Origin of the sequence: Streptomyces sp. NBC_01429 (assembly GCF_036231945.1) — a bacterium.
Lineage (GTDB): Bacteria > Actinomycetota > Actinomycetes > Streptomycetales > Streptomycetaceae > Streptomyces.
In genome coordinates, this window is sequence record NZ_CP109599.1 from 1 (window position 1) to 17852 (window position 17852).

Annotated in this window: 19 protein-coding genes and 4 pseudogenes; 7 read left to right on the forward strand and 16 right to left on the reverse strand. The window is 67.7% G+C overall.

Annotated elements, in window-relative coordinates; translation table 11 throughout:
- Nucleotides 1-530: 530 nt before the first annotated feature.
- The 4 genes and pseudogenes from OG627_RS00005 to OG627_RS00020 all read right to left on the reverse strand — a co-directional run bounded on the left by OG627_RS00005 (nt 531) and on the right by OG627_RS00020 (nt 2941).
- Complete coding sequence (locus OG627_RS00005; RefSeq protein WP_329060087.1) at nt 531-713, reverse strand: hypothetical protein; 183 nt, start codon at nt 711-713, stop codon at nt 531-533.
- Nucleotides 710-940: pseudogene (locus tag OG627_RS00010) on the reverse strand (hypothetical protein); the annotation flags it as partial. The pseudogene OG627_RS00010 and the gene OG627_RS00005, both read right to left, overlap by 4 nt.
- Before the next feature lie 29 nt (nt 941-969).
- A complete protein-coding gene (locus OG627_RS00015; protein WP_329060090.1) occupies nt 970-1737 on the reverse strand; it encodes a hypothetical protein in 768 nt (255 codons plus the stop codon).
- A 16-nt stretch (nt 1738-1753) separates the two neighbouring features.
- Nucleotides 1754-2941: a hypothetical protein gene (locus OG627_RS00020; protein ID WP_329060092.1), complete on the reverse strand. Its 1188-nt coding sequence runs from the start codon at nt 2939-2941 to the stop codon at nt 1754-1756.
- A 209-nt stretch (nt 2942-3150) separates the two neighbouring features.
- On the opposite strand from OG627_RS00020, the gene OG627_RS00025 reads away from it, so the two are divergent.
- Complete coding sequence (locus OG627_RS00025; protein WP_329060094.1) at nt 3151-3342, forward strand: hypothetical protein; 192 nt, start codon at nt 3151-3153, stop codon at nt 3340-3342.
- A gap of 37 nt (nt 3343-3379) precedes the next feature.
- Here the strand turns inward: OG627_RS00025 and OG627_RS00030 are convergent, their stop codons facing one another.
- Nucleotides 3380-4129, reverse strand: coding sequence for an SDR family NAD(P)-dependent oxidoreductase (locus OG627_RS00030; protein WP_329060096.1), 750 nt, complete (start codon nt 4127-4129; stop codon nt 3380-3382).
- A 90-nt stretch (nt 4130-4219) separates the two neighbouring features.
- Here OG627_RS00030 and OG627_RS00035 point away from each other — a divergent pair, with 90 nt between their 5' ends.
- Nucleotides 4220-4939: a TetR/AcrR family transcriptional regulator gene (locus tag OG627_RS00035; protein WP_329060098.1), complete on the forward strand. Its 720-nt coding sequence runs from the start codon at nt 4220-4222 to the stop codon at nt 4937-4939.
- A 68-nt stretch (nt 4940-5007) separates the two neighbouring features.
- On the opposite strand, the gene OG627_RS00040 is transcribed toward OG627_RS00035, so the two are convergent.
- Nucleotides 5008-5238 carry a hypothetical protein gene (locus OG627_RS00040; RefSeq protein WP_329060100.1) on the reverse strand — a complete coding sequence of 77 codons (231 nt, stop codon included), beginning with the start codon at nt 5236-5238 and terminating at the stop codon, nt 5008-5010.
- Nucleotides 5239-5458: 220 nt separating this feature from the next.
- Between OG627_RS00040 and OG627_RS00045 the strand changes: the two genes are divergently transcribed.
- The 3 genes from OG627_RS00045 (at nt 5459) to OG627_RS35385 (ending at nt 7734) form a co-directional block, all read left to right on the forward strand.
- The gene (locus tag OG627_RS00045; protein WP_329072232.1) at nt 5459-6688 is read left to right on the forward strand and encodes an IS256 family transposase; all 1230 of its coding nucleotides are present in this window, start codon (nt 5459-5461) and stop codon (nt 6686-6688) included.
- A gap of 507 nt (nt 6689-7195) precedes the next feature.
- Nucleotides 7196-7387: a hypothetical protein gene (locus OG627_RS00050; RefSeq protein WP_329073206.1), complete on the forward strand. Its 192-nt coding sequence runs from the start codon at nt 7196-7198 to the stop codon at nt 7385-7387.
- The gene (locus OG627_RS35385; protein WP_443073397.1) at nt 7384-7734 is read left to right on the forward strand and encodes a hypothetical protein; all 351 of its coding nucleotides are present in this window, start codon (nt 7384-7386) and stop codon (nt 7732-7734) included. Before OG627_RS00050 ends, OG627_RS35385 begins: the two co-directional genes overlap by 4 nt.
- Before the next feature lie 15 nt (nt 7735-7749).
- On the opposite strand, the pseudogene OG627_RS00055 reads toward OG627_RS35385, so the two are convergent.
- The 7 genes and pseudogenes from OG627_RS00055 to OG627_RS00085 all read right to left on the reverse strand — a co-directional run bounded on the left by OG627_RS00055 (nt 7750) and on the right by OG627_RS00085 (nt 14109).
- Nucleotides 7750-8474, reverse strand: a pseudogene (locus OG627_RS00055) (IS5 family transposase).
- A 401-nt stretch (nt 8475-8875) separates the two neighbouring features.
- On the reverse strand, nt 8876-9709 hold the full coding sequence (locus tag OG627_RS00060) for a hypothetical protein (RefSeq protein ID WP_329060102.1): 834 nt from the start codon (nt 9707-9709) through the stop codon (nt 8876-8878).
- A 42-nt stretch (nt 9710-9751) separates the two neighbouring features.
- Complete coding sequence (locus OG627_RS00065) at nt 9752-10036, reverse strand: hypothetical protein (protein ID WP_329060104.1); 285 nt, start codon at nt 10034-10036, stop codon at nt 9752-9754.
- A 161-nt stretch (nt 10037-10197) separates the two neighbouring features.
- Nucleotides 10198-10362, reverse strand: coding sequence for an integrase core domain-containing protein (locus tag OG627_RS00070; protein WP_443073597.1), 165 nt, complete (start codon nt 10360-10362; stop codon nt 10198-10200).
- A 132-nt stretch (nt 10363-10494) separates the two neighbouring features.
- Nucleotides 10495-11160 (reverse strand): IS3 family transposase, encoded by a 666-nt coding sequence (locus OG627_RS00075; RefSeq protein WP_329060108.1) that lies wholly within the window; start codon nt 11158-11160, stop codon nt 10495-10497.
- Nucleotides 11079-11390, reverse strand: coding sequence for a transposase (locus tag OG627_RS35390; protein WP_443073398.1), 312 nt, complete (start codon nt 11388-11390; stop codon nt 11079-11081). Before OG627_RS35390 ends, OG627_RS00075 begins: the two co-directional genes overlap by 82 nt.
- Nucleotides 11391-11826: 436 nt before the next feature.
- Nucleotides 11827-14109: pseudogene (locus OG627_RS00085) on the reverse strand (M4 family metallopeptidase).
- Between the two features lie 681 nt (nt 14110-14790).
- Between OG627_RS00085 and OG627_RS00095 the strand changes: the two are divergent.
- Both OG627_RS00095 and OG627_RS00100 read left to right on the forward strand, forming a co-directional pair.
- Nucleotides 14791-15040: pseudogene (locus tag OG627_RS00095) on the forward strand (transposase); the annotation flags it as partial.
- 120 nt (nt 15041-15160) lie between these two features.
- Nucleotides 15161-16333: an IS3 family transposase gene (locus OG627_RS00100; RefSeq protein ID WP_329060113.1), complete on the forward strand. Its 1173-nt coding sequence runs from the start codon at nt 15161-15163 to the stop codon at nt 16331-16333.
- 12 nt (nt 16334-16345) lie between these two features.
- Here OG627_RS00100 and OG627_RS00105 read toward each other — a convergent pair whose 3' ends face one another.
- The 3 genes from OG627_RS00105 to OG627_RS00115 all read right to left on the reverse strand — a co-directional run bounded on the left by OG627_RS00105 (nt 16346) and on the right by OG627_RS00115 (nt 17820).
- Nucleotides 16346-16489 carry a hypothetical protein gene (locus OG627_RS00105; RefSeq protein WP_329060115.1) on the reverse strand — a complete coding sequence of 48 codons (144 nt, stop codon included), beginning with the start codon at nt 16487-16489 and terminating at the stop codon, nt 16346-16348.
- Nucleotides 16490-16824: 335 nt separating this feature from the next.
- The gene (locus OG627_RS00110; protein ID WP_329060117.1) at nt 16825-17088 is read right to left on the reverse strand and encodes a hypothetical protein; all 264 of its coding nucleotides are present in this window, start codon (nt 17086-17088) and stop codon (nt 16825-16827) included.
- Between the two features lie 123 nt (nt 17089-17211).
- A complete protein-coding gene (locus tag OG627_RS00115) occupies nt 17212-17820 on the reverse strand; it encodes a TetR family transcriptional regulator (RefSeq protein ID WP_329060119.1) in 609 nt (202 codons plus the stop codon).
- Nucleotides 17821-17852 lie beyond the last annotated feature (32 nt).

Consider the following 17852-nt stretch of genomic DNA (forward strand, 5'->3'; position numbering starts at 1 on the left):
CCCGGAGGAACGACGCACGGTCCTACGGACCGTAAAGACGATAAAGCCCTACGGGCTTTATGTAATTCCTCCGGAATTACAATTAAAATTCCTCCGGAATTCAATAGGCCGCAAGCGGCCTGAACGCCCCTCCGCTCCGCTACGGGCCACGGCCTTGATCAACCGGTCGTCACTTACTCTTCCGCTAATTGGAGTTCCTGTTGGCCCGCTGCGCGGGCGGCTGGCTACGGAGATGAGGGGCGTCGTGATCCTGCGTCAGGCGGATCATATGGGCCGAACCTTCCCCGTGCATCACTGCCTGGAACTGGGGTGCCGATTGAGATTCCACCTCACTGCCATCTGGACTAAACGCCAACCAGTGCATCGTGTCGCATACCTGGGTAGGTGTTGGTGATTTCACTTACACCTTCTCTCTATACCCAAGGCGCGCCTGTCTGCTCTACCAGTCAAATGGGAGCGCCTCGGATCGAGTTCGATCCGAGGCGCTCCCTCTGGCCCTCTGTGATCATTCAGGGCGCGTGCGCGTGCTCTCAGAACTCAATGTTCGGGGCCTCTGTGAATTCGGCATCCGAATAGGGGTCGCCGTATTCTCCGGTGTCGGGGTCGTAGCAATAGGCATCGAACAGCTTAGCCTTAGTGAGGGGCTCCGGCTTTCCGTCGACGAACTTCCATCCGCATACCCGATCTTTGACGCTCCATGTCCTCATGATCATGCCGCTGACCATCGGCGCGGAGGATCAGGGCATGCGGAAGCGAGCACGGGGTCTTGCCGGACGGGCCTGCTTTCCGGGGTGTGGTCGGCGAGGGCGGCTAAGTGGCGTTCGGCGTCCAGGACTGCGGCGCAGCCGGTGTCGGCGGTGGTGATGGCCTGGCGGTAGGTGTGGTCGACGACGTCGCAGGCGGCGAACACCCCGGGAATGCTCGTGCGGATGGTCGGAGCCCGGGCCCGCCTTCCGCGTACCGGCCGCATCAGCGCACCGCCTGAGCGGACGGGGCCGCGGCGGCGCTGCGCGTAGTGAAGTTGATCATTCCGGCCCGTGGTGCTCCTTCGGCTCCCAGGTCGTGGTCCAGGGCTTCGCCCAGTCTGTTGTCGCAGACGTCTTCGAGTCGTTCGGAGACCAGGAGGCGGTGCTCCCCGGCGCGCCACGGGTGACTCGGGACGAGCCGTGCCGCGGTTCCGTTCGGCGCGAGTGACGCACGCGTCCGAACGGCTTCTCCGGAAGGGGCCAGGACTGCGATCTCGTCCTGGCAGAGGACGGCGTCCATCACCCTGTCGAAGTGCACGACGACGGGATCAAGGCTCCCCGCTGTCGGGGAGACGAGACGCCAGCGGGTCTCGTCGACCGCCTCCAGCACTGGATCGCTGACGCGGAAGGTATGGCGTGCTGTTTGCCCGAGCGCCGTGACGGCGAGGCTGTACGTGCGCCCGACGACCAGCGCCGCCTCGTGTGACGGGTCTGTTCCCAGACCGCGTTTGATCCTTCCTGGCTCCATCAGGACCGTCAGGCGGCGCCCGTCGACGGACCAGAGCTCCTGCGGCAGGACGAGGAAGGGCTCAGGCACCACCTGTTCCTCCTCATCCACCAGCCAGAGGCGGTCACGATCGAAGTGCGCCTCTCCCTGCCTGGGAAAATGTAGGTAGAAACGCAGGGTGTTGGCGGGCAGGACCTCGGCTTGGGGAGAGATGCGGATGGGCAGCTCTGGTGAAGTCGGGATCGGCGTCTGTGGCGCACTCAACGTTGACGCCTGCCGTTCACGCCGTCACCTTGTGCGGGCTCTCGACGCCCGGGAAATCCATCTCCACCCAGATCTTGTCCAGCCGCCCGGGGAGCGGGGCGACCATCAGGGTCTCCAGCGTCAGGTCGCCGGTGTCCGCGTAGCGGGTCAGCGAGACGAAGAAGCGGTCGCTGAACAGGTCCGCCCGCAGCGATGATCCGACGAACAGCACCTGCTTGCCGACCGGCCCGGCCGGCATGAAGGGGGACTGGTCGAGCATCGGGCCCTGGGTCGGCCGGTTCTCGGGGGTGAATCCCTCGGCGGAGCGGATGCCGGAGAGCGGGACCACGACGGGGCCGCGGCTGAGGTTGGTGATGAACAGCTTCTCCTCGTCCCCCTCGCGGTAGGCGACCATGCTGATGGGCTGGCCGTTGCCCATGTCGCCGATCGTCTTGCCCCGCACCGTCGCTCCGTGCTTGAGCTCTGCGACCGGGATGGTGACCAGCGGGCTGCAGGCGTAGGCGGCGACGAGGGTGTCCTCACCGTCAATGGTGGCGAACTGCATGGCCCGGATCGGCGCACGCGTTTCATACATGCCGTGCGCGAGGTGGTAGATCTCCACTTGGGTCTCGCTGGCCTCCCCGGTGAACGGGTACGGGATCCGCCGCAGCGTGGAGGAGAACTCCTGGTTCGAGACGCCGGCGACAAACACCTCTCCGGCGTGGAACTTCAGGTCCACGATCGTCATGGACCGCAGCGGCGTCCGCGCCTTCTCGTCGAAGTAGGACGCCGGTGGCATGGGGAAAGTGCCGGCCCGGGACTTGAAGGTCTTGCCCTCGTCGGGAGCGTCGGACAGCTGGTGCACCGTCACGTTCGACGAGGAGAGGTCGAAAAGGCAAACCTCGCCGGCCAGCGAGACGCTCACGACCGCGGGGGCCAGGCGATCGCCGTTGCGCACCCCGACTGACAGGTACGGCTCGCGCGTCAGGGGATGGACGGCCATCCCGTTCATCACCAGTCTCTTCGCCGTCACGCCCAGCGCCGCGGCGATCTTCTCGTCGATCGACTCGAAGAGGAAGGGATCGAGCGAGGCCGGAGCCTGGCCCCGGCCCGTTTCGAAGGCGAAGACGGCCCCCGACTTGCTGTCGCCCACGAAGAGAACCCCGTCGGGGTTGAAGGTCAAAGCTCCCGCCGACCGCGGGGTGACTTGGTCAATCGTGTTCACGATGGTCTCCTGGCCGCTCTCAGTGGCGTACCGCCCACATGTTTTGTAGGGATCACTCCACTCTGCGCTCCAAAATTGGAGTGTCAACTACAAAATCTGAGCGGTCCGCGAAGGCATTTCGCACCTACCCCCGAGGGTGGTCGCGTTCGCCCGGGCGGGCGGCTTCGGCTGCGATCCGTGGGATTGGGTCGGTGGCCACACATGTCGGAGTGCGTGAGATCGATGGTGACGAGGGCAACGGCCTGGTGCGGATGGTGCGTCGGTGCGCCGCGTCGGTGGTGGCCTGGTGGATGGCGCAGATGGTGCTGCCGTCGACCCCGGGCGTGGACTTCGCGAGCCGGCCGACTCCGCTCCGCCCGGGTCCGTGTTCCGGGCGGAGCGGAGTCGGCCGGTTCGCGTGACCGAGCTTCGGCGTTTGCTGCTTCGCGGGCGAGAATGTCAGACCGCGAGGCGGCCGCCGTCGACCGGCAGCAGCACGCCATGGATGAAGCTGGCCTCCTCGGTGGCGAGGTAGGCGATGGCGGCGGCGATCTCTTCGGGCTTCCCGACGCGCCCGGCCGGCGCGCCCTTCGCGAGCTGATCCAGCGCGTCGCCCATGGGAATGGTGCCTTCGGTGCGGGTGGGGCCGGGGCTGACGGCGTTCACGCGGACCCCGGCGGGGCCGAATTCGGCAGCCCAGGACTTGGTCAGCAGCATGAGAGCGGCCTTGCTGGAGCCATACAGGCCCATCCCGTTCATGCCGAACTCCGACACCATGGTCGTGATGTTGACGATCGCCCCGTGGCCGCGTTCGGCCATCGCGGGGGCCAATGCGGCCACCAGCAGGTAGGGCGCCTTGACGTTGACGGCGAAGACCTCGTCGATCTGATCGGCCGGGGTGTCGGCGGTGGGGCCGAAGGGGAAGACGCCGCCGCCGTTGACGAGGATGTCGACGTGGCCGCCGCCCGCCTGGGCGGCGCGGGCGGCGAGTTCCCGCACGCTGCGCTCGTCGCCCAGGTCGGCCGCGACGAAGTCCGCCGTCCCGCCGGCGGCGCGGATGCCGGCGACGACGGCCTCGCCGCGGGTCTTGTCCCGGCCGGACACGATGACGTGCGCCCCCAGGGCGGCCAGACGGTCGGCGGTGGCTTTGCCGATGCCGCTGGTGGAGCCCGTGATCAGGGCGGTGGAACCGGTCAGATCGGTGGTCATGAGAAACCCCTCAGCTAGTGGAGCAAACGCTCCAAACCATGCCCGGCTATTTTTGGAGTGTCAACTCCAAAATCGGGGTATGCTGAACCCATGGACCAGTCAACACCCGAAAGCCGGACGGACCGCACATATCGGACCGGTGCGGTCGTCGAGGCCACACCCAGGCCGGTGCGGAAATTCACGACGAAGGGTCTGGCAACCCGGGCTCGCATCGTCACCGCCGCCGCCGAGCTGGTGTTCGCCCACGGCGTGGCCCGCACCGGCATCGAGGACGTCCAGCGTCGAGCGGGTGTCAGCGCGTCGCAGCTCTACCACTACTTCACCGACAAGGACGACCTGATCCGGGCCGTGATCGCCCACCAGACCGACGGCATCCTGGCCGCCCAACGACCCGTCCTCGACGAACTCGACAGCTTCGACAACCTCTACCGCTGGCGTGACCTGCTCGTCGACCTGCAAGAGCAGCGCAACTGCGTCGGCGGCTGCCCCATCGGATCGATCGCGGCCGAGCTGGCCGACAACGACCCCCACGCACGAGCGGACCTCGTCGACGGCTTCGAACGCTGGGAGGCTCCGATCCGCGAGGGCCTGGCCCGCATGCGCACCCGAGGCGACCTGCGCCCTGACACCGACACCGACGCCCTCGCCCTCGCCCTGCTCGTTGCACTCCAGGGCGGACTCCTCCTTACTCAGACCCGTCGCGACACCACCCCCCTGCGCACCGGTCTCGACGCCGTCCTGGCCCACATCCGAACCTACGCGACTGAGCCGACACAGCACCGTGACCCCATCTCGGCCGGGCGGCACTGATTCCCGATGAGGTGGCCCGGATGACGCTCAGCACCTCCCAGGCCGCCCGCGAAGGCCGCTTCGCCGGGTCAGACCCCCTGCTGGGCGAAACTTCTCGGCCGCGAACTGCACACCATCGCCGACCAGTCGACCGTCGAGAAGTAGGACCCACTTCGATCGGCCTGCACGACTTCGGCGTGCCAGGGCAAGCAGCTACCGCACGGCCAGATCTCGTACGGCTCGCCTTCATCGTTCATCGCCGCGAGATCCACCGAACCCACGGGCGCGCTGTACGTCGTGTTCGACTGAGAAGTCGCCATAGGAGCACGTTGCCAGACCAGCGATACTCAGGGCTCCACATCCCAAACTCAGTGGACAACGGACAGACCAAAACCCTGTCCACAACTTCGGCTCGAACCACCATCCGGGACTATAAAACGTTCGGTGTAACTCCCGATCATGGAAGATGCATCGATGACCAGCAACAACGTGACCGAGGCCGAGACCGTCGAGCCGTCTGAGGCCGTGGTACCGAAGTCCATGGACGACCGGCTGATCGACGAGCTCGTGGGCCGGGCTCAGGCCGAGGGCGTGCAGCTGACCGGCGAAGGCGGGCTGCTCCGGCAGCTGACCAAGCGGCTCCTGGAATCCGCTCTCGAGGGCGAGATCACCGACCACCTCGGCTATGACAAGCACGATCCTGCCGGGAAAAACGGCGGCAACTCACGCAACGGCACCCGAGCCAGGACCGTACTGACCGACGTCGGCCCGGTGGAGATAACCGTGCCCCGCGACCGCGAGGGCTCCTTCGAACCGAAGATCGTCAAGAAGCGGCAGAAGCACCTTTCCGGTGTCGACGAGATGGTCATCTCGCTCGCCGCGAAGGGCCTGACGACTGGTGAGGTCCAAGCTCACCTGGCCGAGGTCTATGGCGCCGAGGTGTCGCGCCAGACGATCTCCACGATCACCGACAAGGTCCTCGAAGGCATGGCCGAATGGCAGAACCGGCCCCTGGACGCCGTCTATCCGGTGGTCTTCATCGACGCCATCCACGTGAAGATCCGCGACGGCGCGGTTGCCAACCGGCCCATCTACGTGGCCCTGGCCGTCACGACCGAGGGCCGACGGGACATCCTGGGGCTGTGGGCCGGTGATGGCGGCGAGGGTGCCAAGCACTGGATGCACATCCTCACCGAGATCAAGAACCGCGGCGTGAACGACGTCCTCGTGCTGGTCTGCGACGGGCGCAAGGGGCTGCCCGACGCGGTCGAGGCCGTCTGGCCCCGCACCGTCGTGCAGACCTGCGTGGTCCACCTGCTGCGGAACTCCTTCCGCTATGCCGCCCGCCAGGACTGGGACAAGATCGCGAAGGTGCTCAAGCCCGTCTACACCGCGGCGACCGAAGAGGACGCTGCCCTCGAGCGGTTCGCGGAGTTCGCCGACGCGTGGGGCAAGAAGTATCCGGCGATCGTGCGGCTCTGGGAGAACGCGTGGGAGGAGTTCACCCCGTTCCTCCGCTTCGAGACCGAGATCCGCCGCATCGTCTGCACCACGAACGCGATCGAGTCCGTCAACGCCAGGATCCGCCGGGCGGTCAAGGCCCGCGGCCGCTTCCCGAACGAGCAGGCCGCCCTGAAGCGCGTCTACATGGCGATCATGTCGCTCGACCCGACCGGCAAGGGCCAGGCCCGCTGGACCATGCGCTGGAAAACCGCTCTGAACGCCTTCTACATCGCCTTCGACGGCCGACTCTCCGCAGCCCGCCAGTAACCCTCAACAACCCGAGTTACACCGCTCGTTTGACAGACCCCCCGCTGGGGTGGTCTCCGCGTTCCGATCCTGGTGGCTGAGGGAATCGGCGATCAGTTCGCGGTACAGCTCGACCAGTTCATGCGGCTGGTCGCGTACAAGCCCCAGGCGGACAGTTCGGTCCAGGACCGCCTGGTCGTCCAGCGAGGCGAGCCATACCTGGACCGTTTATGCCTCGGGTCCTTCCAGTGAAGGAGCGAGGACCTCGACGAGACTGGAACGGGCAACAGCAGCCGTGATCCTGTCCCTGGCGCGCGCAACAGCGGCTTCACGGCCTGCCGTCGCCAGTTCGGCGCGCAGGTCCTCGTGTCCGGCCGTGATGTCAAGCTGCGGCGGCAGTGGGCTGACGTCAGAGGCCGTATCTCAACCGAACGTGATCCGTTGATTTTTGCTGGTCAGGCATGGTGTAGATCGGAATGAGAGAGGCATCCGACGTCTTGTTTCCGCTCCGTGAGCGAGGGGTGCGCGATGGCGTCGGTGCTGGGAATGCTGGAGGAGCGGGAGACAGCGGCCCGTGTGCGGGTGGAAGGTCTGCGGGAGGAAGTCGCCCGGTTGGCTGAGCTGTTGGAGGCCGCCGAGATCGAGCTGGACCGGCGGGTGATCGCGCGGAAGAACTGGTCGAGGCCCTGGCAGCCTCGGCGGCCGAGACCACCGCCGTGACCGGGACCGAGGCCGGGGCCGAGGAGGAAGCGGTGCTGTCGCTCGCGCCGGTGCCGGGCTCAACGGTGCCGCCCTGGCGGGAAGGGCTGCCGGTGACGGTTCTGGCACCGGACTATCAGCGGATTCTGGGCGTGCTGGAACAGCAGCGGTCCACGGGGCACGGGCCGCTTCGGGCCGAGGAGATCGCGGTGGAACTGGGCCTTGACGCCACGCCGGCGAAGGTCGAGGGGGTGCGGTCGAAAGCCCGGCGTCTGGCGGAGCGCGGCAGGCTCCTCCTGGAGGCGTCGGGGGCATTCAATGCCGGCCGGCGGCCCGTGGCCGTGCCAGACGCCGGCTCATCCGCGTGACCATCGACCACCGGATCACCGTCTCGCTGGTGGCGGCAGGGTCTCGTAGTCCCGGGCCAAGCGGCGGGAGTTCATCAGCCACGCGAACGTGCGCTCCGCCACCCAGCGTCTCGGCAGCACCACGAACGCTGTCATGTCGTCGGTGCGCTTGACGATCTCCAGGGTCAGATCGAGCTTGTCCCGGCACCAGCCGACGAGGGAGCCGGTGTAGCCGCTGTCGGCCCAGACGAGGGTGATGTCGCGGTGCAGGCGGCGCAGCCGGGCCAGCAGACCCGCCGCACCGCGCGGTCGCCGATGTTCGCGGCGGTGACCGCGACGACCAGGAGCAGGCCGAGAGTGTCGGTCACGATGTGCCGTTTGCGGCCCGGCACCTTCTTCCCGCCGTCGTAGCCCCGTGAGGCGGCCGGCACCGTCGCGGCGGCCCGCACCGACTGCGCGTCGATGATCCCCGCAGTGGGCTCGGCCTTGCGGCCGTCGCGCTCCCGGACCTTCCCGCGCAGCCGGTCATGGAACTCGGTGATCAGCCCGTGCTCGCGCCAGCGGCGGAAGAAGGCGTAGACCCGGCGCCAGCCAGGGAAGTCCGCGGGCATCGCCCGCCAGGAGATCCCGCCCGCGACCAGGTAGCGGATCGCGTCCAGCAGCTGGCGGTGGCAGTAGCCCTCGGGGCGTCCACCCCGCCCATTCAGCCAGGCCGGCACCGGCAGCAACAGCCGCACGGCCGCCCACTCCGCGTCCGTCATGTCCGACGGATACCGGCGCACCCGATCGGGATGATCGGCCGCATTGCCGTACACGTGCGCGAGGCAATCACACGATGGAGCAGCCGAGTTGAACTGGACAGGCTCGGACACGTACAACAAGGACACCAGGGCCTCCCGGCACTGCTCGGTCAGATTCGCATCCCCGAGCTACCGAGAGGCCCTGTCTTCATGCGCGTACAACGGGAAGATCACGGGTCGGGGTCGTCGATGGAGACGTGCCAGTCACCGACGTGGGCAGCAGACTGCGCGGGCCGGCTCGTAGGGCCCGCGGTGCTCGATCCCGCGCGAAGGCCCCCGTCCAGCGCAAGCTTGGGCGAGGGCCTTCGCAGTGTTCGTGGCGTTTCGCCTTGCCAGGGCCAAGGGCGCCAGAGGGGACGCCGTCAGCGCACGTCGACGTAGTCCGCCGCGCCGACGGCGGTGCCGGTCGTGGTGTTGCCGTTGTACTTCCACCGGTAGAAACCGTCGGTGGAGGCCGTGACGGTGGCTTTGAGCGCACCGGTGCTGCTGGTAGTGGCCTTCTTGACCGTCTTGTACGAGTCCGTGCCCTTGGCGCGGAACTGGAGACTGACCGTGCGGTCGCTGTAGGCGTTGTACTTCTTCGTGCTCCAGTTCGCCCGGGTCAGCTTGCCCGTGACGGTGATCTTCTTGCCTTTGGTGACCGGCTCCGGCGTGGCGTCGGCAGTGGTGACCTTGGCGGCACGCTTGAGACGGACGGTCTGGGACCTCGTCTCGTACTCCTGCGCCTTGACAGCGCCGCTGGCCTTGAACAGGCGGAGCGACACGGCGACTTTCCACGTAGTGGCGTCACTGTTGGAGCCGACTTGCTTCCGGCTCGAGTGCGGGTCGATGTAGAGGTCGCCCTCGCAGCGGGCGCGCTTGGAGCTGATCTCGTAACAGGTGTAGCCGCCCGGCCCGATGAAGTTTTTTCCAGTGTCGGCCGCCGTCTTTCGGCTGCCGCGGTAGAGGAAAGGATCCGCGTCGTAGCGGTAGGGGTCGGCTGTGCTGTACCCGGACGGCAGAGCGATGTTGAAGGTGAGGGGTGGCTCCACCGCCTTCGACGTGCCGACCACGATCGGCTTGCCGTTGTTGATGACGATGTCCGACACAGTGATGCCGGTGTCCGCCGCATGGGCCACCGGAGCACTGAGAACCAAAAGTCCCAGCGCCCCCACGAACGCGGCCCCTGCGGCGGTTCTTCGTCTGCCTGACTTCATTCACACCTCTTCAGAGGAACCGATAAGAAAGGCGACAGGCTATCAATGACGTGGCCATGCCCGCTCCCAGATCCCTCGATGCGGGCAGCGGATACCGCCTGGCGGCAGGCACACCAGAAGGACCTGCGCACCCTCGCCGCCAACATCCGCGCCGAAACCGAAGACGCGCAGGGTGTCGACCAGGCCGGGGAAGCGGCCCTCGCGGGCGGGCCTTCGCGAGGTGGGCGAAGCGGACTGTCGTCGGGACAGCTCCGTCAGCTTTCGGGGCAGGCCGGAGAGCGTGGCGGTGACGTCGGCGGCGAGATGGCAAGCGATCACGACCGACACCAAACCGGCGCATCGCGGCGAAGTCAGTGCGGGAAGGCTGTCACGGAACCGTACGGTCGCCGTCGCGCCGCGTACGGCTCAGAGCGAGTCGGCAAGGCTCGCCGCCCCTGCAAGGGCGAAGATGAGCTGTACTGAGTTTCGTGGAGTCCGATGATCTTGTTTCAGGCGGACTGCGGGGCTTGTCCCAGGCTCTGCCAGAAGTCCCGTTCGTACTCGGCGGGCGGTACGTAATCGAGAGCGGAGTGGAGACGCTCTTCGTTGTACCACGTGACCCATTGGAAGATCGCTCGCTCGACCTGGCCGACGTCCCGCCAGGGACCCTGCATTTCGATCAACTAAGCTTTGAAGGTGCCGTTCAGCGCCTCGGCCATGGCGTTGTCGTACGAGTCCGCGACGGAACCGACCGACGCGGAGGCGCCGGTGTCCGACAGCCGGTCCGTGTAGCGAATTGATACGTATTACGACCCCCTGTCGGAGTGGTGGACCAGGCCGGAGTCCTTCTTGATCCGCCGACGCCGCAGCGCCATCTCCAGTGCTTCCAGAGGGAGTTCGGTCCGCATATGGCTCGCGATCCGCCAGCCGACGATCATGCGGGAGAACACGTCCAGGACGAAGACGACGTAAGCCCAGCCGGACCAGGTTCTGACATAGGTCATGTCGGCGACCCAGAGCCGGTCGGGGCCGTCGGCGGTGAAGTCCCGGTCGACCAGGTCCGGCGGCCTCGGCGCCGACGGCTCGCTGACGGTGGTTCGCCGGCGCCGGCCGCGGACGACGCCCTCGATGCCGAGCTCGGCCATCAGCCGCTCGATCGTGCAGCGGGCCACCTCGATGCCACCGCGCCGCAGCGCGCGGGTGATCCTTCGGGCTCCGTAACTCCCGCCGGACTCGGCGTGGGTCTGCTCGATCATGGGCATGAGCTGTTCCTCCCGCGGTCGGCGGGCGGACTTCGGGCGCTTCTCGCGGGCGAAGTACGTCGACGGCGACAGGTCCAGCTCCCGGCAGACGGCATCGCCCCCGAAGCCCTTCTCGCGCAGGTGGTCCATCACCTGCACGGCCTCGTCCGGGAACGGTCGATCCCCTGGGCACAAAACACCGAAGCGGCCTTCAGGATCCCATTGGCCCACCTCAACGCAGCGTTCTCCTCGCGGAGTTGCTTGAGTTCGTCGAGCCCGGCCGTACTCAGCCGGCCGTCGCGTTCACCGGCATCCGCCTCGGCCTGGCGGACCCAGCCGCGCAAGGCTTCCTCGCGGATGCCGAGGCCCTTCGCAACGTGCGCGACGGGACGGCCCGTGGCGCGGACCTCGCGGACCGCCCGCACACGCAGCTCATCGGGGTATTTCCGTGGTGCCGGCACTGATGTCGTTCCCCTTCACCAGGATCGGAACCCTGGCATCAGGGACTCCACGAATCTCAGTGCAGCTCACGCAGGGGACGCCGAGTCCGAGAAGATGGGTTGCCTTGTCGGCAAGGTGATCGTCATCGCCAAGCGGGAGCGCCCGAGGGCAAGATCCTGGTCCAGGGCGAGCAGTGGGAGTCCGGCCCCGATCCGTGGCCTGAGCCAGTCTGGTACGACGACAATCCGTACGACGCGGAAGTGGCCGGGGCGTCAATGACGCGGTGACGGCCGAACTGCGCTGGCCTGCCGCGCTTCCCGTACGCCGATAACCAACACTCAAGCGCGGGCGGTCACGGCGCTCTGCGGGCCCCGGACGGGCGCGGTCGTGCGGATGTGCGGCGGCCCCGCAGCCGTCCGGCTGCGGGGCCGTACTCCGGTGCACGTCAGAGGCGCGTCAGAAGGTCAGTTTCCAGCTGTCCAGGTAGCCGACGAAGTGGCTGATCTCGTCACGGACGCGGAGCTTCCATGTTCCGTGGGCCGGCTGCGCGGAGGCGTCGACCGTGTACGTGGTGTCCACGTCGGCAACGTAGTCGAACGCGTTGGAGCCCTTCAGACGGTAGGTGGAGCCGTCGGGACCCACCAGGTCGATGATCAGGTCACCCCGGAAGGGGTGCACGATCTTCACGTAGACCTGAAGTGTGCTCGGCGCGTTGCCGCTGCGGCCGACGACGGTGGCGGGGGACTCGATGTACGTCCTGCTGCCGTCGGGGATGCTGTAGTCCGTGGGGTTCTCCCAGACGTCCGCCCCGTAGGCGGTGACGTTCCAGTCGATGGACGTGGAGGCCGAACCGCCGCCGGAGTCCGTCACGGTGACCGTGGAGGTGGAGTACCCGGCGTCGCGCGGGACGCCGGAGATGAGCCCGGTGGACCGTTTGATGCGCAGGCCCTCGGGCAGATCGGCGGCCGCGTAGGTCAGCCTGGCGCCGGTGCGGGTGGTCACGGCCTCGATCTGCACGGCGGTGCGGGTCCTGGTGACGGCCGGCTGGTAACCGGCGCGGGTGAGCAGGATGCCGTTCACCACGCGGTCGCCGACGTTGACCGCGGCCCAGGCGTTGGCCACTGACTCGAAGACCCCGGTATCGACGCCGAACTGGTCCTTGGCGGCCTTGAGAGTGGCGACGCGGGCACCCGCGTAGTCGGTGGAGGAAGTCATGTAGGTGGTAAGCGCGCGGTACCAGATCTGCGCGGCGTTGTCGATGCCTATGCCGGAGACCGGCAGGCCGTCATAGGTGGCGCTGTCGTACGAGACACCGTTGACGGTCTTGGTGCCGCTGCCTTCGGCCAGCAGGTAGAAGAAGTGGTTCGCCGGGCCCGAGGAGTAGTGGACGTCCGCGTTGGCGAGGGTGACGGACCAGTAGTCCCTTGAGGCGCCGTCCTTGGAGGGCTGGTCCATGTAGCGCAGCGGCGTGCCGTTGCCGCGGAAGTCGATCTTCTCGCCGATGAGCTAGTCGGGCACATCCGCGGGGTTGTCGGCGTGGAACTCCGTCGCTGTGCCCATGATGTCGCTGGTGGCCTCGTTCAGGCCGCCGGACTCGCCGCTGTACACGAGGCCAGCCGTGACGGAGGTGACTCCGTGGGTCATCTCGTGACCGGCGACGTCCAGCGAGGTCAACGGCTTTGCGTTGTTGGCCCCGTCGCCGTAGGTCATGCAGAAACAGCCGTCGTCCCAGAAGGCGTTGGCGTAATTGGTGCCGTAGTGGACGTTGGTGTGGGCGGCGACGCCGTCGTTGCGTATGCCGTTGCGGCCGAAGGCGTCCTGGTAGAAGTCCCAGGTCTCCTGGGCTCCGAAGGCGGCGTCCACAGCGGCTGTCTGGCCGTCGGTGTTGGTGCCGTCGCCCCAGACGTCGTCGTCGTCGGTGTAGAGAGCGCCGTCGTCGGTGACGCCGTGGGCGAGGTCGTACGTCTTGTGGCCCCCGCGCGTGTTGTCGGTCAGCTCGTACGTGTCGCCCGACTGCGTGGTGCCGATCGGGACGGTGCCGTTGTACCGGCCGTGGCCGGTGCCGGTCGCAATGGTCTCGAACTGCGACAGGGCCTCACCCGTCCGGGCGTCGGTGACGACGTGCAGTGCGCTGGGGGTGCCGTCGTCCTGTAGGCCGGTGGCCACGGCTTCCCAGGCGAGGGCGGGTCTCCCGGTCGCGGCCCAGACGACCAGCCTCGGGGCTTCCTCGACCTTCGCCTTCTGCACGCCCTCGGAGGCGGCGGTCTCGACCGCCGCCTCCCGCGCCGTGTCGGCCAGGATCCCGGCCTTCGTCGTCGGGACCGTCAACGGGGCATCGGTGGCCTTGGTGACGGTCTCCTCGTCGGAGCCCTCATGGACCACCAGGTCGCCGCCGAGGACGGGAAGACCGGCCAGGGTCCGCTCGTAACGCGTGTGTACGGTCCCGTCGGCGTCCTTGACGACATCCTTCACGAGCAGCTTCTCGGTGCTGCCGAGGTCCAGGGCGCTCGCGGTGGCGGTCGCGGACACCGAAGCCCGCTGGAGCAGCGCCGCACGCCTGGCCGGAGTCAGCTCCACCTGGGCGGCGCCGGGCCGGGGCGTGGCGACGATCTTCTTCGGGGGTGCCGTCAATGGCTGCGCAGCGGCAGGACTCGTCTGCACGCCGGCGGCGAGCAGAGCAGCCACGGTGACCAGCGCTCCGGCGGCGGGCAGGCGCCGTCCGGTCACCGTCGGCCTCAGCGATTCAGCTCCGTTTCCTCGGGTGGTCCTGGTGCCTTGGGTGCCGTGTTGACCTTCGGTGTTTCGGCTAAACGTCGGGGGGCGCAATGAAGATCCTTCCGATGCGGCCGTGGCGGTGCTGCCTGATGAACCCGGACAGCACGGTTGTGGCGCCGGGACGCGCACGCGGGAACGGGCCTCGGCCCGCAAGGGAGCCCAAGGCCCGGACCTGTCCCGCTCGATTGAAGATCTTCCCATAAACAGAGTATTCTTGTCAGGTACATTGCAAAAATGTTCGATGCGCAACCACGCGACTCGGACAACAAGCCCAACATCACATCAACGAGGGTTACGAGTTGGTGCGTGATAGCGGGTAAGGCGTCGTGCCTGGTCGGTGGCATGGTCCGACTGTGGCGATCGTGGTCAATCGGGCGGTGCTGACGCAACGGCTGTTCACAGGAATCTCTCGGCGTCATCTCGCGCGCCTGGTCGAGGAGATGGCGGTGCCGTGGCAGGCTGGCATCGAGGGCCGCCGTCATGTAGATCAAGGAGATCCACGCCGACCCCGGTGGGATCCACGGCTCGCCGCGCGTGCACGCCGTACTCAAGCGCGAGAGCGTCCACGTGGAGCGACTGATGCGTGAGGCCAACATCGCGGAGATCAGCCCGCGCCGGAGCGGCTTCACGCGCCGCGACCCCAAGGTCTCGAACGCTCTGCCGAAGTCCGCACGGCCGGGCGCGACGAAGGCCATGCAAGAGATCTACAAGGCAGAGGATCGCGCGCACGCCGAGAAGGCGATCGAGGCGATCACAAAGACCTACAGCGCCAAGTGGCCCAAGGCCGTCGCGAAGATCACCGACGACGCGGACGAATTGGCCGGCGTTCTACGACTTTCCGGCGGAGCACTGGGTCCACCTGCGCACGACGCATCCCATCGAGTCGACGTTCTCGTGAGGTTCCCCCGAGATGCGGAGGAAGCTGACAGTAGGTCAGGTGGGACTCATGAGAGGACCTGTGTCCGTGGCTGCACCTCGGAAACTCTCGCTCGAGTTGCGTGAGTGAGCGGTACGGATGTACCGCACCACCGAGCCGAAGCCGCGGACCAAGAAGCTGGCCGTCGACCTCGGCGTGCACCCAGAGGCCCTGCGCGGCTGGATCCGCCGGGCCGAGGCGGACGCCGGCGAGCGCGACGACTGTCTCAGCACCGGCGAACGTGCCGGGCTCACGGCCCTGCGCAAGGAGAACTCCCAGCTCAAGCGGGCGAATGACGTCCTGCGGACGGCCTCGGCTTTTTTCGCGGCGCAACTCGCCCCGACCCGGCCCAGGTTGACAGCGCTCGTTGACGAGCATCCCCGCCTGGGAGCCGAGTGCGTCCTGTGGGAACTGCGCATCCCCTCCTCCACCTGCTACCGATGGCGCCGTGCGGAGAAGGAACCGTGCGAACGGCGACGCCGCGACGTCGAACTGGCCGAGCGGATCAAGGAGATCCACGCGGAATCCGGCGGCAATTACGGCTCGCCGCGCGTGCACGCCGTCCTCAGACGCGAGGGCACACACGTGGGCCGCAAGCGGGTCGAGCGCCTGATGCGCGAGGCCGGCATCGCGGGGACCAGCCCGCGACGGAAGGGCTTCACGCGCCGCGATCCCAAGACCGGCCTCGCCCCGGACCTGGTCAACCGGGACTTCACCGCACCGGCGCCGAACCGGTTGTGGGTCACCGGCCTCACGATGGTCTCCACCGGCGAGGGACCGTTGTGGCTCTCCGCGATCCGGGACGCGTTCTCCCGCCGGGTGGTCGCGTGGGAGACCTCCGCCCGCGCGGACGCCGACCTGGTCCTGGCCACGCTGGAGTACGCGCTCGCGTCCCGCGAGGTCGAGCCGGGCAAGCTCATTCACCACACCGACCACGGCTGCCAGTACACGTCCACCAAGCTCACAACCCGGCTCATGCAGGCGGGAGTCGAGGCATCCATGGGCTCCGTCGGCGACTCCTGCGACAACGCCCTCGCGGAGAACCTCTCGATGCTCATCCAAACCGAATGCATCCGTGGCCGCACCTACACGACAAGGGCCGAGACGAATCTCGCGCTCTTCGAGTACATCGACGGCTTCTATAACTCCCGCCGCACCCAGGAACGGCTCGGTTTCCTCAGCCCGATCGAGTTCGAAGAGAAGTACTACGCCAAGCAGGCCACGGCCGAACCAACGAACCTGAACACCCGTCAACCCCTGCTGACCAGCTAACGGCTCAGGACACTAGGTCCGCGCCACATCCAGCCAGCGCCACACCGTGCGCACATTCACCCCGCCGACCTGGGCACCCGCACGCACATGCGCCGTAGTCAACGCCCCGGCCGCCTCAAGCTCCAGCAGCCGCGCGACCAGCACCAGTCTGGACACCCTCAGCCCCGCCGTGACCTCACCCCACACACCCGGCTCGCCCACCCCACACCCTTCCGCCGCGGACACCAACACCCACCACGGTGCAGCCGCGCAGACCTCGGAAGGATCAGAAGTACTGTTCCCGAGACAGCCGAGCGGAGCGGGGTGCACCGCCCCATGACAGCCACGCCCGCCCCAGGTACCGTCCCGTGTCAGTGACCGCGCTCTGCCTCAACACCCGACCAGCGAAACAACCTCAACCTGACATGCCGTCACTGACACCCACCCACCGACACCAACCCGGCACATCGCACGCAGCAGGACGCCGGTCTCGGGGGCTTCGACGACCCGGTTCACTGCGGCGCGGCCTGACGGTGCGCGGCGAGCGCGCGGTGGTGGCCGTCCGAGGCAGTCTCCCGGGGGCGCACCGGCCCGGCGGGCACGGTCGAGGGCGCCGGACCGGCAGCCGCCGGCTCGGGCACCGGCACCGCGCCCGGCGCCCGGATACTCGGGGAACGGACAACCGTGCGGCCGGCTGACTTGTGAGCGGCCACGACGACCCGGGGCTGCTCCAGCCGGGCCTTCGACACCCAGGCCGACGACTCGCCTGCGGACACACGACCAACCGGCCGGAGCCCGCGTCGTACGACACGGCGCTGACGCGCCCGGCGAACTCCAAATTCCTGACCTGGCTCGACGAGCACGAACAGCGACTCGGTCCGGCGGCGCCCTGAGTCGCATCAGTCGCGGGCGGGGCCGCGGCCGGCCCGCAGGATCTCGTCGGAGAGCTCGGGCTCGACGTGGCGTACGGCGCGGGCGAGCATCAGCGCCCCGACCATTTCACTGAGCAGACGGATGGCCCTGCGGCGGGCCTCGCCCGAATCGAGCTCGTGGCCCTTCTCCTCGGCTTCGCGCAGGAACTCGGCGGCGAAGCCGGTGAGATAACCCTCGACGCCTTCGGCGTACACGCTCTGCACGTCTTCGCTGTGCCGTCCGGCGTCGGTGACCAGGGAGGCGGAGGGGCAACCGCCGTCCGGGTCGTCACGGTGCGCGGTGGACAGGTACCCGGCCGTGACCCGCTCCAGCGGAGAGCCGCCCTGGTCCGGACCGTCCTCGATCGTCCGGGCCAGGCTCCCGAGCGAGGCGGCGAAGGAGGCGCCGCACACCTCCACGGCCAGGTCGTTCTTGGAGGCGAAGTGGTTGTAGAAGCCGCCGTGCGTGAGTCCCGCTTCGTTCATCAGCTCGGCGATGCCGACCGCGTCGATGCCCTGCGAGCGAAACATGCGGCCCGCCGCTTCGAGGATGTTCTGCCGGTTGCGGGCCTTGTCCTCCTTGGTGATCCGCGGCATTGCCGTCCTCTCCCGTCACTCTCGACTTGACC

Coding starts and splice junctions, on each gene's coding strand:
- OG627_RS00005 (WP_329060087.1), bottom strand. CDS start 713: ATGATCATGAGGACATGGAGCGTCAAAGATCGGGTATGCGGATGGAAG.
- OG627_RS00030 (WP_329060096.1), bottom strand. CDS start 4,129: ATGACCACCGATCTGACCGGTTCCACCGCCCTGATCACGGGCTCCACC.
- OG627_RS00035 (WP_329060098.1), top strand. CDS start 4,220: ATGGACCAGTCAACACCCGAAAGCCGGACGGACCGCACATATCGGACC.
- OG627_RS00040 (WP_329060100.1), bottom strand. CDS start 5,238: ATGGCGACTTCTCAGTCGAACACGACGTACAGCGCGCCCGTGGGTTCG.
- OG627_RS00045 (WP_329072232.1), top strand. CDS start 5,459: ATGGACGACCGGCTGATCGACGAGCTCGTGGGCCGGGCTCAGGCCGAG.
- OG627_RS00050 (WP_329073206.1), top strand. CDS start 7,196: ATGGCGTCGGTGCTGGGAATGCTGGAGGAGCGGGAGACAGCGGCCCGT.
- OG627_RS00060 (WP_329060102.1), bottom strand. CDS start 9,709: ATGAAGTCAGGCAGACGAAGAACCGCCGCAGGGGCCGCGTTCGTGGGG.
- OG627_RS00070 (WP_443073597.1), bottom strand. CDS start 10,362: ATGCAGGGTCCCTGGCGGGACGTCGGCCAGGTCGAGCGAGCGATCTTC.
- OG627_RS00100 (WP_329060113.1), top strand. CDS start 15,161: ATGTACCGCACCACCGAGCCGAAGCCGCGGACCAAGAAGCTGGCCGTC.
- OG627_RS00115 (WP_329060119.1), bottom strand. CDS start 17,820: ATGCCGCGGATCACCAAGGAGGACAAGGCCCGCAACCGGCAGAACATC.